The sequence below is a fragment of the Allohahella marinimesophila genome, assembly GCF_039538005.1.
Taxonomy (GTDB): Bacteria; Pseudomonadota; Gammaproteobacteria; order Pseudomonadales; family Oleiphilaceae; genus Allohahella; species Allohahella marinimesophila.
Genome location: NZ_BAABBO010000009.1, coordinates 327,351 through 343,042, shown reverse-complemented (window position 1 = coordinate 343,042; position 15,692 = coordinate 327,351). Strand labels below are relative to the sequence as shown.

At 57.9% G+C, this 15,692-nt stretch carries 12 protein-coding genes; 10 read left to right on the top strand and 2 right to left on the bottom strand.

Features of this window, described 5'->3' with window-relative positions; genetic code table 11:
- Positions 1–14 precede the first annotated feature (14 nt).
- Positions 15–2,099 (top strand): UvrD-helicase domain-containing protein, encoded by a 2,085-nt coding sequence (locus ABD735_RS10245; protein WP_344805981.1) that lies wholly within the window; start codon positions 15–17, stop codon positions 2,097–2,099.
- A 3-nt stretch (positions 2,100–2,102) separates the two neighbouring features.
- On the opposite strand, the gene ABD735_RS10240 is transcribed toward ABD735_RS10245, so the two are convergent.
- Positions 2,103–2,693, bottom strand: a complete 591-nt coding sequence (locus tag ABD735_RS10240; RefSeq protein WP_344805979.1) for a c-type cytochrome — start codon at positions 2,691–2,693, stop codon at positions 2,103–2,105.
- A gap of 62 nt (positions 2,694–2,755) precedes the next feature.
- Between ABD735_RS10240 and ABD735_RS10235 the strand changes: the two genes are divergently transcribed.
- From ABD735_RS10235 to ABD735_RS10200, 8 genes are all read left to right on the top strand, one after another.
- Positions 2,756–4,582, top strand: coding sequence for an EAL domain-containing protein (locus ABD735_RS10235; protein ID WP_344805978.1), 1,827 nt, complete (start codon positions 2,756–2,758; stop codon positions 4,580–4,582).
- A gap of 246 nt (positions 4,583–4,828) precedes the next feature.
- Entirely contained in the window at positions 4,829–7,255 is a 2,427-nt protein-coding gene (locus ABD735_RS10230) for a DUF1588 domain-containing protein (protein ID WP_344805976.1), read from the top strand.
- A gap of 20 nt (positions 7,256–7,275) precedes the next feature.
- Positions 7,276–8,559 (top strand): DUF1501 domain-containing protein, encoded by a 1,284-nt coding sequence (locus ABD735_RS10225; protein WP_344805974.1) that lies wholly within the window; start codon positions 7,276–7,278, stop codon positions 8,557–8,559.
- A 13-nt stretch (positions 8,560–8,572) separates the two neighbouring features.
- Complete coding sequence (locus ABD735_RS10220) at positions 8,573–9,154, top strand: TlpA family protein disulfide reductase (RefSeq protein WP_344805972.1); 582 nt, start codon at positions 8,573–8,575, stop codon at positions 9,152–9,154.
- Positions 9,151–9,393, top strand: a complete 243-nt coding sequence (locus tag ABD735_RS10215; RefSeq protein WP_344805971.1) for a DUF4266 domain-containing protein — start codon at positions 9,151–9,153, stop codon at positions 9,391–9,393. The genes ABD735_RS10220 and ABD735_RS10215 overlap by 4 nt, the downstream gene beginning before the upstream one ends.
- A 56-nt stretch (positions 9,394–9,449) precedes the next feature.
- Positions 9,450–10,619 carry a DUF3570 domain-containing protein gene (locus tag ABD735_RS10210; RefSeq protein WP_344805969.1) on the top strand — a complete coding sequence of 390 codons (1,170 nt, stop codon included), beginning with the start codon at positions 9,450–9,452 and terminating at the stop codon, positions 10,617–10,619.
- 33 nt (positions 10,620–10,652) lie between these two features.
- Positions 10,653–11,633 (top strand): FAD:protein FMN transferase, encoded by a 981-nt coding sequence (locus tag ABD735_RS10205; protein ID WP_344805967.1) that lies wholly within the window; start codon positions 10,653–10,655, stop codon positions 11,631–11,633.
- A gap of 23 nt (positions 11,634–11,656) precedes the next feature.
- Positions 11,657–12,385 carry a glutathione S-transferase family protein gene (locus ABD735_RS10200; protein ID WP_344805965.1) on the top strand — a complete coding sequence of 243 codons (729 nt, stop codon included), beginning with the start codon at positions 11,657–11,659 and terminating at the stop codon, positions 12,383–12,385.
- A gap of 35 nt (positions 12,386–12,420) precedes the next feature.
- On the opposite strand, the gene speA is transcribed toward ABD735_RS10200, so the two are convergent.
- Positions 12,421–14,424 (bottom strand): biosynthetic arginine decarboxylase, encoded by a 2,004-nt coding sequence (gene speA / locus ABD735_RS10195; RefSeq protein WP_344805963.1) that lies wholly within the window; start codon positions 14,422–14,424, stop codon positions 12,421–12,423.
- Between the two features lie 199 nt (positions 14,425–14,623).
- Here speA and speE point away from each other — a divergent pair, with 199 nt between their 5' ends.
- On the top strand, positions 14,624–15,481 hold the full coding sequence (gene speE / locus ABD735_RS10190; protein ID WP_344805961.1) for a polyamine aminopropyltransferase: 858 nt from the start codon (positions 14,624–14,626) through the stop codon (positions 15,479–15,481).
- The last annotated feature ends 211 nt before the right edge of the window (positions 15,482–15,692 follow it).

Here is a 15,692-nt window from a genome sequence, read left to right as displayed (position 1 = left end):
TTCGGAGTAGCCTCATGTTTACTGGTCTCAATCCGCAGCAGAAAGCGGCGGTTCGCTATTGTGACGGGCCAGTCCTGGTGCTCGCTGGTGCAGGCAGTGGCAAGACTAGCGTCATCACCAGAAAGATTGGCTACCTGATTGGCGAGTGCGGCATCCAGGCTCGACATATTGCGGCGGTGACCTTTACCAACAAGGCCGCCAGGGAAATGCGTGAACGAGTGCAGAAATTATTGCCTTCCTCAGCCAGCCGGGGACTGCAGATATCGACCTTCCACAATCTCGGTCTGAGCATCCTGCGCAAGGAGGCGCAGTATCTGGGCCGCACACCGGCGCTGAGCATCTTCGATGACCAGGACAGCAAAACGCTGCTCAAGGATCTCACTCATCGTGACTTCGGGCTTGAAACCGAAGCGCTCAAGCGTTTGCAGAGCCTGATATCCGACTGGAAGAATCGTCTGGTGACGCCGGAGCGGGCCCTGGTCGAAGCCATTGCGCTGCAGAATAGAAGCGACGGACCGCCAGATCAGCTCCTGGTGATCGCTGCGCGCGCCTTCGAACTCTATGAGCAGCACCTGGCTGCCTACAACGCGGTAGACTTTGACGATCTCATCACTGGCCCGGTCCGCCTGTTTCAGCAGCATCCAGAGCGGCTGCAGTATTGGCGCTCGCGCATCCATTACCTGCTTGTGGATGAATATCAGGATACCAACGACAGCCAGTACGAACTGGTTCGACAGTTGGTCGGTGCCCGCCAGGCACTCACTGTAGTCGGCGACGACGATCAGTCGATCTATTCCTGGCGAGGCGCGAAGCCGCAGAATCTGGTCAGGCTTCAGGATGATTTCCCGACGCTGAAGTTGATCAAACTTGAACAGAACTATCGCTCGAGTGGGCGTATCCTCAAGGCGGCCAACGCCGTCATTGCCAACAATCCGCACGTCTTCGAAAAAACCTTGTGGAGCGAGCTTGGCGTCGGTGACGAGATCCGTATCGTCAAGACGCTAAATGAAGAAGCTGAGGTGGGCCTCGTCGCCATGGAGATCATCGACCGGCGCCTGCAGTCGCGCAGCACCTATGGCGATTTTGCCGTGCTCTACCGCAGCAACCACCAGTCCCGTCTGCTGGAACTCAAACTGCAGAGTCTGCAGATCCCCTACCGCATGAGCGGCGGCACCTCTTTTTTCAGCCGCAGTGAGGTCAAGGACGCCATGGCTTACCTCAGAGTGCTCACCAACCCGCGGGACGACGGTGCCTTGCTGCGCATCATCAACACACCCAAGCGCGAGATCGGTGCGTCTTCGGTTCAGCGTCTGCGCGACTACGCCGCCCGCCACAGTTGCTCTTTGCTGGAAGCTGCAGAAGTACTGGCAGACCCTGAGCAGGCTGCGCGGAGTGCCAGCGAAGATGTGCAGCTGCCGGCACGCGCTGCAGCATCGCTACAGACCTTCCTGCATCAGCTGCACGGCATCAGGCGCGGCACATCAGATGGCGGTGCAACGGATGCAGGTAAACAGCTGAAAGAGTGGTTTATCGCGCTGGACTTTCCACAGTGGCTGCAACAGACCAGTAGCTCGGCCAGCCAGGCCGAGCGCCGCTTCGATAACATGAATGCCCTGTGTCAGCAGATCCAGCGCATGCTGGACGCTGATCCTGAACTCGATATCAATGGCAGCGTGTCCAAACTGGTCCTGCAGGATATTCTTGATGGACAGGAGGAAGAAGGCGCAGATGACGATGCCGTGAACCTGCTGACCCTGCATGCCGCAAAGGGCCTGGAGTTCCCCCATGTCTATATTCTGGGAATGGAGGAAGAGATACTGCCGCACAGAAACAGTACCGAGCCGGAGCAGATCGAGGAGGAGCGCCGCCTGTTTTATGTTGGCATCACCAGGGCCAAGCAGACACTGACGATGACCTATGCTGGCGTTCGAAAGCAGTATGGCGAGAAATTGACCACGACCATCAGCCGCTTTGCCGAAGAGCTACCGCAGGAGGACGTGATTCACGAGGGATTGACGCGGCCCAGCAAGGAAGCGAGCCGGGCCAGGGGACGGGCGACCCTTGACGCGTTGTTCAAGGATCTTGCCAACGACCTGTAGGACTTACTGGCTGGCTTCTACCATGTGCTTCACGGCGTTACCGATGTCTTCTTCATCGCAGGTTGCACAGGTACCCATGGGCGGCATTGCACCAATGCCATTGATTGCGTTGCTGATCAATGTCTCGACGCCCTTCTCAATGCGTGGAGCCCAATCGCCAGCATTACCGACCTTCGGCGCGCCCGCGACACCGACAGAGTGACAGGTTGAGCAGAAACCGGTGTAGATTTCTTCACCAGTCTTTGGCTGATCACCACCACCACCGGCGGCGACAGCGGGTGCCGCACTGGCACAGGGCTGACCTTCAAGACAAACAGTGCCGACTGGTGCAATACGGTTGGCGATCTTTTCCTCGGGCGTGGTGTAAGCCAGGGCAGCCGTCGCTGTTGCGGCAGTGACGACCATCAGGAACGAAGTGAGCAGTGAACGAAGTTTGAGACGTGCAGCCAGAGTGCTGACGTTCGCTCGAATCATGGCACTACAGTCTTTCAACAGATATTTCACACTACTGACCCTCAAAAAGTTTCGCCGAGTATACCGTCCGTGGACGACACCGCCAAGTGAATCTGGGGTAAGACCTGTATGCGTAAACATCAGTGACACCTGAAGGCTGCCGGGTGTAGGCTGAAGTGAGGAAGGTCATGCCCTGGAGAGTCATGAAGGACGATGCTCAGAGAGACAGTCTCGTACCGCCTCTTCTCAATGTACTGTACGTTCACCATGCCGCAACGACTGTTGCGGGGACTGCTGGCGCGCCGGGTCCTCACGAGGCAGGCAAATTCCTTAACAGCGTCTTCGAGCTCTCCATCGACGTCACTTTCGCCACCTGCCCCGCAGACTCGTTGTCTACGCTCGACGAAGCCCCCCAACTACTCATTCTTGGACTTGGACCAGCTGACAGCGCTGATTGTGTATTGCTCAGCAGTGCAGCGACCCGCTTTCCCCAGGCTGCACTCATTGCGCTGCTGGATGCCGGAGAGACAGATAGTGAAACGAGTGTTGCCCGGCTCCTCAGCCTCGGTGCTACCGATGTGATTCGCTACACCGAACTGCAGGTCGATCTGTTCCGCCACGCGGTCACGCAGGTGCTGCGGCTCAGGCAGCGTGAGCTTGAACTGGCTACGCGCTCCGCCTATCACGAGACCACTGGGCTGTTTTCCGGGGGCCTGTTTCTCGACCTGCTCTCGCGGGAGATTGCTGCAGCGCTTCGGTGCAACACCCGCCTCGCTGTCTTCTGTATAGAACCTGCAGACATGGACGAAAACTCGACGGCTCATGACATGGTGATCGCGCTGGCCCGGAAACTGCGGGATCTCGTCCGAGCAGAGGATTTGCTGGCGCAGGCAGATGCCTCCACTGTGCTTCTGCTGCAGGCCGGTGTGCGTGACATTAGCCAATGCGTGGCCTTTGCCGATCGGATCCATGCTGCACTCTCATCCGACCTGGCCGTGCGAATCGGCATTGCCTGCGCACCGGATGCCGGAGTCAAGGCGCTTGCACTCACCGGCGCTGCCAAAAAGGCTGCCGCCGATTTGCGCGGCAGCCATCAGGGAGGGACGCGGGTATACCAGGCGGCTCACCAGACCCAGCTTTACCCTCACCCTCGCGTGTTGTCGGATAAGGTAGACCTTCAGAACATCTGGCAGCGCGGCGAACTGGAGGTCTATTTCCAGCCGGTGGTGAATAGGAGCCGGCTGACGGTGACCGGCTTCGAATGTCTGTTGCGCTGGAACCATCCTACGCGTGGACTGTTGCCAGCTGCCGAATTCCTGGATCCTGACACGGCGGCCATGGTGCCGGTCGGGAACTGGCTTGTTCGCGAGGCCTGTGAAGCGCTCAAAGCCTGGCAGACCATGGGATGGCAGCACCTGAGCATTGCCGTCAACACCAGCGTGACCGAGCTGCGCCACCCCCGTTTTACGGCGGTACTGGAAGAGGCCATTAACAGCCATGGTCTCAGTTTTCAGCAGCTCGTTCTCGAAATCAGGGCAGCTGATCTGTCGCGGGCGATACACGAGGATAGTCGACACCCTGGCGAACGAGTTGCAGTCGGCAGCGCCACGACCGCCAACATTATTGAGGTCATTGAGCAACTGGATCTGCGGGGAATTCAGATTGCCCTGGACAACGTCGGTGCTGGCGGCTCGACAACCGAGCTGCTGAGAAGGTGTCCAGCGTCCATGCTCAAACTCGATCCAGATGTGATCAGCCAGCTGGGACAGGATGCCGTAGCCGCTGCGGTGGTTCACGGCACAGCCGGGATTGCCGAGAGCCTGGCGTTGTCGCTCGTAGCCGAAGGTATCGAAAACAGTGGACAGCTGAAGTACCTGCTGAATGCCGGTGTAAGCCTGTTGCAAGGCAACTTTCTGCATGCTCCCCTATCGAGACAGGGCGTGAGTGACTGGCTATCGGCGCAGCCAATTCCCCGAACCCGCAGCAGCCTGTCTGACCAGCCCTTCGGTATTGCCTGGCCAGTACTGTGATCTTGGGATTGGTTTGTGCGACCGCATGCATCTATAGGTCACGCTTTGTGAGTTTGACGATGTGAAGGGTAAACCGTTTTTTGTGAGCTGATGCGCTATCTGGCGCAGAGTTGGCAGCAATTGTGGACAAACCGTCATTTCCGAAAAACAGCCTCTTTCCTCCGCCCTAAACAGCGTCTCTACTGAAGCCTGAAGGACGTCAGCTCACCCTGTCGTCGGTGCACAGGCTGTTTTCAGGAGACACACATGGCATCGGATCCAAGACGTACCGATCACGCAATTTCAAACCAGCGGATATTTTGCCATCTCCGAAATGTGAGAGCCTTCTTGCTGTCGGTGGCTTTGCCGCTGCTGATGGTCGCCTGTGGTGGCGACTACAGTGGCAACAGTGCCCAGGCTGAACTGAGTGCGCTCAGCTGCGCAGGCAATGCCTCGCTGCTGCCAGCGGCCTCCACCAACGTTGTTGGACAGGGGCACTACGTCAAGCAGTGCCAGAGCTGCCATGGCGCCTCAGGTGACGGCTCCCCGAGTGGACCATCACTCGTTGGCTGTACCTCTTGCGGCGACATCGACACGCTGACGAACCGCATCGCGACCACCATGCCTACGGCTGACGTGACCCAGTGCGATGTCGATTGTGCGCGTGAAACCGCCGACTACATTCTGACCGCCTTCAAACAGAATGCGACCTTTGCTGACGCTTCCTGTGCCATCGAAGGCATCGAGGTCATGTCGCCGGAGCGCACACTGTACAAAGCGTCGCTGAATCTGGCTGGCGAAGCGCTCGAGCGTGATGATGCAGAATTCTTCGCGCGAAGCGGCGATGGCGGCATCGACGACGTCCTCGATGTCGTCATGGAGTCGCCTGCATTCTACGAGCGTTTAAAAGAGATTTATAACGATCGACTGCACCAGGACAAGTATCTTCCAAACGAAGATGCGCTCAACCTGCTCGACAGCAATGAGTTTCCGAACCGAAAATGGTATTCGTCGGTCGCCAGCAGCAGCGTGGCTGGCCCCGAGCGAGACCTCTACTACTTCCTGAGAAACGAAACCAACCAGGCGATAGCCCAGGAAGCGCTCGAGCTGGTGGCCTACGTCGTTCGAAAGGAGCGACCCTTCACAGAGATACTGACTGCTGACTTCACGGTCGTGAATGCCTATTCAGCTCGAGTATACGGTTATGATCCGGATGCCCTGGGCTTCGCTACGATCGACACCGTAGCGAACAAGCCCTTCAAGACTTTCGATCAGCTGCCAGCTGGCCTGCAACAGTTTGCCCGCTACGATCCCACCGATTTCAGGGAAGTTCGTGTCAGCATTCAGGGCGGATCGAAGGCAGGCACCGTCATTCCTCATGCCGGCGTCCTCACCATGCCCATGTTTCTCAACCGATTTCCAACGACCAACACCAACCTGAACAGGCACCGTTCGAGAATGGTGTTCGAGATCTTCCTGGATACTGACATTCTGCAGATTCCTGGCAGTCGTGAAGCGGCTGCGGTTGATGAGAGCAGTGCATCGCCGACCTTGACCAATCCAGACTGCGTGGTCTGCCACAAGGTGATGGATCCAGTCGCGTCACTGTTCCAGAATTGGGACGATCGTGGGCGCTACAGTCTGCGCCGCTTGAGCAGAACGCCTTGGCCGGCCGATATGTACTACCGCGGTATCAATGGCAAGATCATGCCCCTTGAAAGCCATGTCGATAACTCGGTGCAGTGGCTTGGCGCCGAGCTGGTGAAAGATGCCAGGTTCGCCCGATCCACTGTGAAAACACTTTACGAAGGATTGACTGGACAGAAGGCGCTGTTCCCCCCAAGCGACCTGTTTGGTGCCGACTCGGTTGAGCGCGCCGCCTACACTGCCCAGCGTGCCTTCCTCGGTGCCGTCGAGCGTGAGTTGATCAATAGCCAATGGAATATCAAGACGGCCATCAAGGAAATCGTCAAGGGACCATATTTCCGCGCCGAATCGATCAGTGCCAATGAAGCCATTCATGCCACTGCCGGCACAGCCAGGCTGCTGACACCCGAGATGCTCGACCGAAAGATCGTCGCAGTCACCGGCAAGGCCTGGAAATACAGCTGGCAGAGCCGTTCCAAACTGCACAAACTCGAAAGCGGTGGTTATAACGCGCTCTATGGTGGCATGGATTCGAATGACGTCACCACTCGCATTACTCAGCCCAACGGTCTCATGGCTGCCGTGCAGGAGCGTATGGCCAGTGAAGTCGCCTGCCAGTCGATCGGTCGTGATTTCTATCGGCCACAACAGGATCGTCTTCTCTTTCCACTAGTCACCAAAGACCAGGCCCCGGTCGATGAAGATGGCAATAGTGATCCTGCTGGTGAAGCGGCCATACGTGCCAACCTCGTGCACCTGCACTGGAAGCTGTTCGGCGATACAGTGACCAGCAACAGTCCTGAGGTGAATGAAACCTATGCTGTATTCATGAGGGCCTTTGAGTCGGGCAATGAGCTGCGCGCATCGGACCCCAACAACTGGTCTCTGAAGCGGCTGTACTCAGGCTGTGCCATTCAGAAGGATCCAGTGACCGATGAAACCCTGGCAGAAGCCGACAAGATTTACCTTGATGAGCGCTATGTGATGCGTTCCTGGCAGACAGTGCTGAACTACATGTTCTCTGACTACCAGTTTCTGTACGAATAAGCGCGATCGGGAGAATGATGATGGACAGACGTAACTTCTTGAGAATGGCGGCGGCCTCCGGTATGACCCTGGGCCTGCCAATGACGGCCAGCCTGGCCAATGCAGCGCCTAACCGGTTCTGGGTGAGCGTTCATGCCAGCGGCGGCTGGGACCCAACGATTCTCTGCGATCCCAAGGGCGATGCGGCACGCAGTGATGGACGCGGGGCGGTGAACAACTTCGCCACAGCAGACATCAGAAACGCTGGAAGCATAGCTTATGCCCCAGCCTCAGCCAGCATCACCGACGCGGTAGTCAGAGCTGAAATCGATGCGATGTACGACACCTTTTTCCAGACTCATGCCGGGCGGCTACTGGTCATCAACGGTGTCGATACTCGAACGAACAGCCACAGTACCGGCACCCGAACGACCTGGAGTGGCAGTGCTGATCTCGGCATGCCAGCGTTTGCCGCACTGGCAGCGGCGGCATCGGCCCCGAACGAGCCGATGTCCTTCCTGACCAATGGAGGCTACGACTACACCGATGGCATCGTGGCCGCTGCAAGGGTCTCAGGGTCTGGTCAATTCTCGGACCTGGCAAATCCGAATCATCCATCTGCCGGCAGCAATAATCGCTATTTGCCCGACACCACCTTCGAGGCACTGGCCGCCAGCAAGCGGCAGCGACTCGAGCAGCTGATGAGCACGGAGCAACTGCCGCAGCGTAAGAAGATGATGAGCGATCTTTTCGGCGTTCGCAGTTCAGGCCGAAATAACCTGGACGCCATTTCGCAGAAGTTGGAAGGCCGCACGACCAGTGGCCTGAAAGGCCAGGCGGAGATGGCGGTGGCTGCCTTTTCGACAGGACTTGGCGTGAGTGCAAATCTGGTCACTGGCGGGTTCGACACTCACGGCAACCATGACACCAGTCATTACCCCCGCATGCGCACGCTGCTCGACGGCGTCCACCACCTCTGGACGCGACTCGAAGAAGAAGGCCTGGCAGACAGAACCACCGTCGTCATCAGTTCCGATTTTGGTCGCACCCCCTATTACAACAGTGGCAACGGCAAGGACCACTGGAACGTCACCAGCGTCATGGCGATGGGCGCAGGTATCAGGGGCGGTCGTACCATAGGAGCCACCGATCCCGAGTTCAGAGCGCTACGCGTGAATCCGCAGACCTTCCTGCCGGACAGCTCTGGTATCGTGTTGACACCGGGGCATGTGCATCGGGCACTGCGTCGACTGGCTGGTATTGAAAGCGCCGATCTGGATCGTCGCTATCCAATCCAGGCTGACACACTCAACCTATTCTCATGAAGGCAGATTTCACATGATTCTGAATCGTTCAAGAACGCTGGTCTCAAACCGTCGACTTGCCGATGAGCTGGCCGATGCGTCTCGCATGTGGCGCTTTACCGGCTCACTGCTCGTCGCCTGCCTGCTGGCCTCGGTGCCCTTTACGGCGCCTGATGCGTACGCCGCGAAGCCGGCCCCGGATTTCCAGCTGCCGGTGCTGAACTCGGACAAGACGCAGTCGCTGAGTCAGTACCGCGGCATGATCGTGTACGTCGATTTCTGGGCGTCGTGGTGCGGGCCCTGCCGCAAGTCACTGCCGCAGCTGTCGAAGTTACGCGATGAGCTGGTCGAAGCGGGCGACTTTGAAGTGCTCGCCATTAACGTCGACGCCAAGACTGAAGACGCCACTCGCTTCCTTAACCAGTTCCCCGTCAGCTATCCGGTACTGCTCGATCCAAAAGGCAAGACACCTGAAGCCTATGGTCTGGTCGGCATGCCGACGTCTTATCTCATCGATCACAAGGGCAACATCGTGAGCGTGCATGAAGGCTTCAGGGACGGCGACATCGAAAAACTCAGGCAGGAAATCGAAGCTTTGCGGAAGGCCAAAAAATGAAAATTAAACTGATGACCGCAGTTCGTGCGCCGGTAGCGGCGCTACTCGTGATCAGCCTGGTAGTGGGCCTCCAGGCCTGCGCACAGGTCAAGCCCTGGGAGCGGGGAGATCTGGCACGAAGTGAGATGGCCTGGGATCCAGACCCACTGGCTTCGACGCTCGATGCCCATATCTATTTTGCCAAGGAGGCATCGAGCGGTGGCTCGGCAGCAGAGGGTGGCGGTTGCGGCTGTAACTGACACACACGCACATTCAACATAGTCATTTCATTGATCAGCAAAGTGGTAGATCACTCATGAAAGAAAATTCGTCTTCCAAGGCCCTGCTGGCCCTGTCTGCCGCTGCGCTTGGCATCCCTGGACTGGCCACGCTGGCACCGGCTGTTTCTGCTGAAAGTCCGCCTGAGCGCACTACGATCAGCTACGCCTATACCCAGTATGAGGAAGACGATCTGGACGCGAGCAAGCTCGCCGTTGGTTCGCGCGAACGCTACGATATCGACGTGCATCAGCTCGGCCTCACTACAGCGTTGTCTGATCGCTATGGCTTTGCGGTGAATCTGGCACGGGAGACCATGTCTGGTGCCTCGCCGCAGGCTATTTCTGCCGATGTGCAGGGAGATCCACAGGTCGTGATGAGCGGTGCGAGTATCGAAGACGAGCGCCTCGATGTCAGTAGCAGCTTACGTCGCTATAACGAAGACACCACCGTCGGCGTCAACCTGGGCTATTCCGGTGAAGACGACTACACGGCATTCAGCGGTGGCCTGGACGGCAGTCTCACGTTCAATGACAGACTGGATACCATTTCCGGCGGTTTCGCGGTGTCCATAGACACGGTCGAGCCCACTCAGCAGATCGGTTTCGACAGGCCTAAAAGCGAAGACAAGGACAGCCTCACCGTCTTTGCCGGCTACAGCAGAATCATCACCAGCGTTTCGCAGATTCAGGGTAGCCTGAGCGCGACGCGCAAGAGCGGTTATCTGTCGGATCCATACAAGCTCAATGACGTCAGGCCGGATGAGCGGCTGCAACTCGCAGCCAGTGCGCGGTATCGCCACTTCATCGAAGCCGCCGATGCTGCGGCCCATGTCGATTACCGGATCTATGGCGACGATTGGGGCATCATGTCTCACACACTCGACCTGGCCTGGTATCAGAACATCAACGCCAATCTGCAGCTCGTGCCAAGCTTCCGGTACTACACCCAGGGGCAGGCGGACTTCTACGAGCCCCTCACCGGACTCAACACCAGTGGTGAACGATCTTCGGATTTCCGATTGTCACCTTATGGTGCTGTTACTGCCGGCTTGAAGGCGATCGCCTACGGCTATGACTGGAAGATGAGTATTGGCGCCGAGCGCTACATCAGCGACGCTGATTTTGCCGTTGAATCGGTTGACCGACCCAACCCTGCGCTCGTCGAGTTCACCAGGATCTCCATCGGTTTCGAATACTCGATCTAGCGCATTGTCCCGACTCGGCCGATACTCAGTCTCATGACTGACTTCGGCCTGCATCACTACCGTTTCAAAGCCCTCGGCGGACCCTGCGAGCTCAGGCTCGGCGGCGAGCGTGCCAATGCTGACCGTTGGTCTGCGCTGGCCGTAGATCTTTTGCAGACTTTCGAGCAGCGCTATTCGCGGTATCGTGCAGACAGCATCGTCTCGAAGATCAATGCCCGAGCGGGCACAGGCGAGTGGACTCACACCGACACCATGACGGGCGCGCTGCTGGATTACGCCGCGCAGGCCTTCGCGATGAGCGATGGCCTGTTCGATATCACTTCCGGCATCCTCCGCCAGGCCTGGGATTTCAGGTCACAGCAATTGCCACCACAGGCTGAGCTCATAGCATTGCGCGCGAAAATCGGCTGGGAACTCGTTGAACGCCGGGCCGATGCCATCCGTCTGCCTATTGAGGGCATGGCGCTGGATTTCGGGGGCTTTGGTAAGGAATACGCCTGCGATGCAGTCGCTACGCTCTTGCGTCAGCAGGGCTGTCAAAGTGGCTTCGTCGATCTTGCCGGCGACATCGCGGTAGTCGGTCCGGATCCGGCGGGACAGCCCTGGCTTGTCGGCGTTCGACACGCGCGCGCGCCTGACAGAGCCATTACGTTTACCGGCCTTTCAAGCGGCGGCTTCGCCACCAGCGGTGACTACGAACGTTTCATGATCATCGATGGACGCCGCTACTGCCATCTCCTGAACCCCATGACAGCGACTCCGGCGCGGACGCCTGCGAGTGTTTCAGTGGCCGCAGAAGCCTGTCTGCTTGCCGGTACCGTATGCACTATCGCCATGCTCAGGGAGGACGGCGCAGCTGCCTGGCTGGATAGTCTCGGGCTCGGCTATTGCCTGTTGCATGACAAGCTTGCGGCGGAGCATGACATGAGGACCGCTTTACGGCTGGGACTGGCTGTGAGTACACTGCCTGACGTGGATCAGGCTCGTCTGAGAAACGCATTCAACAGCACCTGAGCAGGTGCAGACAGGGCCATTTGATGATAACGCTTTACCAGTTTCCCGCACTCTTCGGCGTTCGAAATCCCAGCGTATTCTGCCTGAAGGTGGAGACCTACCTGAACATGATCGATCTGCCCTTTCAGATCGAAACCGTGCTTGATCCCCGCAAGGCGCCGTTGGGGAAGTTGCCGTATATCCAGGATGAGTCTGAGGATAAGGTTCGCGTCATCCATGACTCCAATCTGATTATTGCTTACCTGCACGAACGCTATAACATCAGCCTCGATACCTGGCTGAGCCAAGAGGACAGGGCTCAGGGTCAGCTGCTGTCACGCGCACTGGAGAATCACTACTACTGGGCCATCGTCTACAGCCGTTTTGCAGGCGATAACTGGCCTCTGGTCAGGCAGGAGCTCAGTGGCCTGTTTTCCCATGTGGTGCGTTACGTCGTGCCCACCCTCATGCAGGTGCAGGCCAAATCTGCACTAAAGGCGCATGGCCTGGGTCGACACACCCCTCGGGATATTTACGATATGGCGAATGCGGATATGACTTCGGTAGCCATGGCCCTCGGCGACAAGGACTATCTGTTCGGCGACAAGCCCAGCAGTCACGACGCCACGCTCTATGCGATGATCCACAACGTACTGCGCTCGCGCTTCGACAGCCCGCTGAAGAACCTGGTGGAGGAGTCGTCCTTGCTGACCAATTACGAGCGCCGCATTCGCGAGCTCTATTTCGAGCCCCAGGACGACCATAGCCGCTAGGGTCCCGTCCGAATCAAGCGGACGGGACAGCGGACCTACTTGGAAAAGTAGGTATAGGCTTGGAGGCCAGCTTCGAGTTCGGCCAGCAGGATGCCACGCAGCTCGTCGGTCAACTCTGCTTGCCGAACCTTCTCGGTGCAGGCCGCCAGCAAGTCATTCCAGTCATAATTGACGTAAGAGAGCACCCGCTTCACCGTATCGCCATGCTGCAGATGGTCCAGTCTGAAGCGACCATCTTCGCTGATGCGCACATCAACCGAATCGGTATCTCCAAAGAGATTGTGCAGGTCGCCCAGAATCTCCTGGTAGGCGCCGGTGAGGAAGAAGCCGAGCAGCGGCCCGTGTGAACCATTGGCCGCCTTGAGATCTTCACGTTGAAAGTCGGGTACTGGCAAGGTGGTTTCAATACCGCCACTGTCGACATAACTGTCGATCCGGCCATCAGAATCGCAAGTGATATCCTGCACCACAGCCCGGCGGAGCGGGGGTTTATCGAGTCCGGCCAGCGGCAATATCGGGAAGATCTGATCGATGCCCCAGACGTCGGGCAGCGATTGGAACAATGAAAAGTTCACAAACAGCTTGTCGGCCAGCTTGTCGTTTATCTCGTCGATGATATCGCGATGAGTACGCTTCGAGCGGTCCAGCGTCTGCTGCAGGCGCAGACAGATCTGCTTGTAAAGCTTTTCTGCAGCTGCACGCTGAGCCAGCGACATGGTGCCGTGAATGAACTGGGACTGGGCCTCCTGCAAAGCCTGCGAGGCATCGTGGTAGAGCTCGGCGGCGGTACGGTTGCGATTGCGATCCAGCACGGCCAGATAATCCTGCTGCAGCTCGGAGAGCGGTGCTGGCAGGTCTGGCGCCAGATCGCCCCCTGTTTCCTGCATCGCGGTCGCCTGCTGTTCATCGACCTCGCTACGCTCTTCATCGATGATGTTGGTCACCAGAATGGCATGATGCGCCGTGAGCGAGCGGCCAGATTCGGTGATGACATCCGGCTCAGGCAGGTCGTTACGACGCGCCTCTTCCTGAAGCGTCCGTAACACCTGGAAGGCGTACTCTTCCATGCTGTAGTTGATCGAGTAGGCACTGCGTGAGCGCGTGCCTTCATAATCGATGCCGAGACCACCACCGACGTCGACTGTGGCGATGGCAGCGCCGAGTTGCATGAGTTCGACATAGAAGCGAGCGCACTCGCGCATGCCGGTCTGGATATCACGGATGTTCGCAATTTGCGAGCCGAGGTGGAAATGCAGCAGGGTCAGCGTGTCCAGTGATCCTGCCTCGCGCAGCTGTTCGACCACGCTGAGAATCTGCCCGGCCGACAGTCCAAACTTGGACTTTTCGCCGCCCGTGTTCTGCCAGTTGCCCTTGCCAATGCTCGATAGTCGGGCTCTCACGCCCAGCAGCGGTCGAATGCCCAGTTTCTCGCTCTCCTCCAGCACCAGCTTGAGTTCATCGAGCATCTCGATAACGATGAAAACACGCATGCCGAGGGTTTGCCCAAGCAGGGCCAGCCTGATGAAGGCACGATCCTTGTAGCCGTTGCAAACAATGGTATCGCCGGGACGACTCAGCGAAAGAACGGTCATCAGTTCGGGCTTGCTGCCTGCTTCGAGGCCGATCTGCTGGCGTGAACGGGCCGGTTCGGCACGGATGATCTGCTCGACCACATGACGCTGCTGATTCACCTTGATCGGATAAACGGCGGTGTAGCCGCCCTGATAGTTCAGTCGCTCACGCGCACTGTTGAAGGCGCCACAGAGGGCGTTCACGCGGTCGTGAAGAATGTCGGAAAAGCGCAGCAGGATGGGCAGCGACAGGCCAGCGTCAATACAGGCCCGTGTCAGCTCGCTCAGCACCAAACCATCATCGGGGTCGATTGCAGCCGATGATCCGCCACGATGGGCATGCGGCCGAACGCGCACCATCCCCTTGCTGTCGATCGTGACGTAGCCTTCGCTCCACTGTGCGACATTATAAGCAGCCATCGCCGCATCGGGTGTCCACTGCCCGCCGTCCATCGTCATTTTAGCCATACCTGTTGCGCATGAGATTCAAGCCGGAACACTACAACATGCGGCCTCGCCACGCCACATCGTCCCGCGCGTCTACGGGTTGATCATCTGGTCCCCTCCCTACGTATCGTACGCTATGACTGCAGACGCCAGTGACTTATAGTGTCTGCCTTTCCACCGATCACACCTTTCATACCGAACTTTCGCGGAGGCGACTACCATGGCTGAGCACATGCCCGGCTGGTTTACCGAAATCTTTCAGGACCAGGGCACCGGATTCTCGTTGGCTATAGATGCCAAGGTCCACGAAGAAAACAGTCAGTACCAGCATATCGAGATCTATCAGACCAAGACCTTCGGCAAGCTGATGGTGCTGGACGGCTGTGTCATGCTGACCGATCGAGACAACTTTCTTTATCACGAGATGATGACGCATCCTGCGCTGTTCACCCACAAGGCCCCTCGCGACGTGGCCATCATTGGTGGCGGCGATTGCGGAACCCTGAAGGAAGTGCTGAAGCATCCAGACATTCGCAAGGTGACACAGATCGAACTCGACGAACGGGTCACCCGGGTCGCCGAAGAGCACTTTCCTGATCTCTGCAGTTCGAACGACGATTCACGGGCCGAGCTGCTGTTTGCAGACGGCATCAAGTGGATCAGCGATGCGAGCCCCAATTCGCTGGACCTGATCATCGTCGACTCCACCGATCCGGTGGGTCCAGCTGAGGGTCTGTTTGCGGTCGACTTCTATCGCAACTGCCATCTGGCATTGAGGGAAGGCGGACTGCTTGTTCAGCAGACTGAATCACCGCTCTTGCATGCCGATACCATCATCAAGAATGTGCATGCCGACATGCGCAAGGCTGGCTTCAAGACCAGTCGGACGCTGCCGTTTCCGCAGCCGGTGTATCCCACGGGCTGGTGGAGCTGCACCATGGCGAGCAAGAACGACAACGTCACTTTTTTCCGCGAAGCCGATGCGGCAGAGCGGAGCTTTCGAACCCGCTATTATAATGAAGACATACACAGGGCAGCGCTCGCCGTGCCCGAGTTCATGAAAGCCGCGCTGAAATGAGAGTTGGCCCCGTTGCTTCGGCCACCGGCGTCGCCGGGGCCAGGGGGCTGTTTATGCCCTCAGGTTTCCAATCATTCAAGTAGCAGCTGAAATTAAAATGTAATATGTTAGCGATATCGTGCTAACACACTATCGTTGTCTGTCAACCACTTTTAACGCTCATTTAAGCGGCAATTGTGCCGTGGTACGAGCAGGCTCGACGCGGTGACAG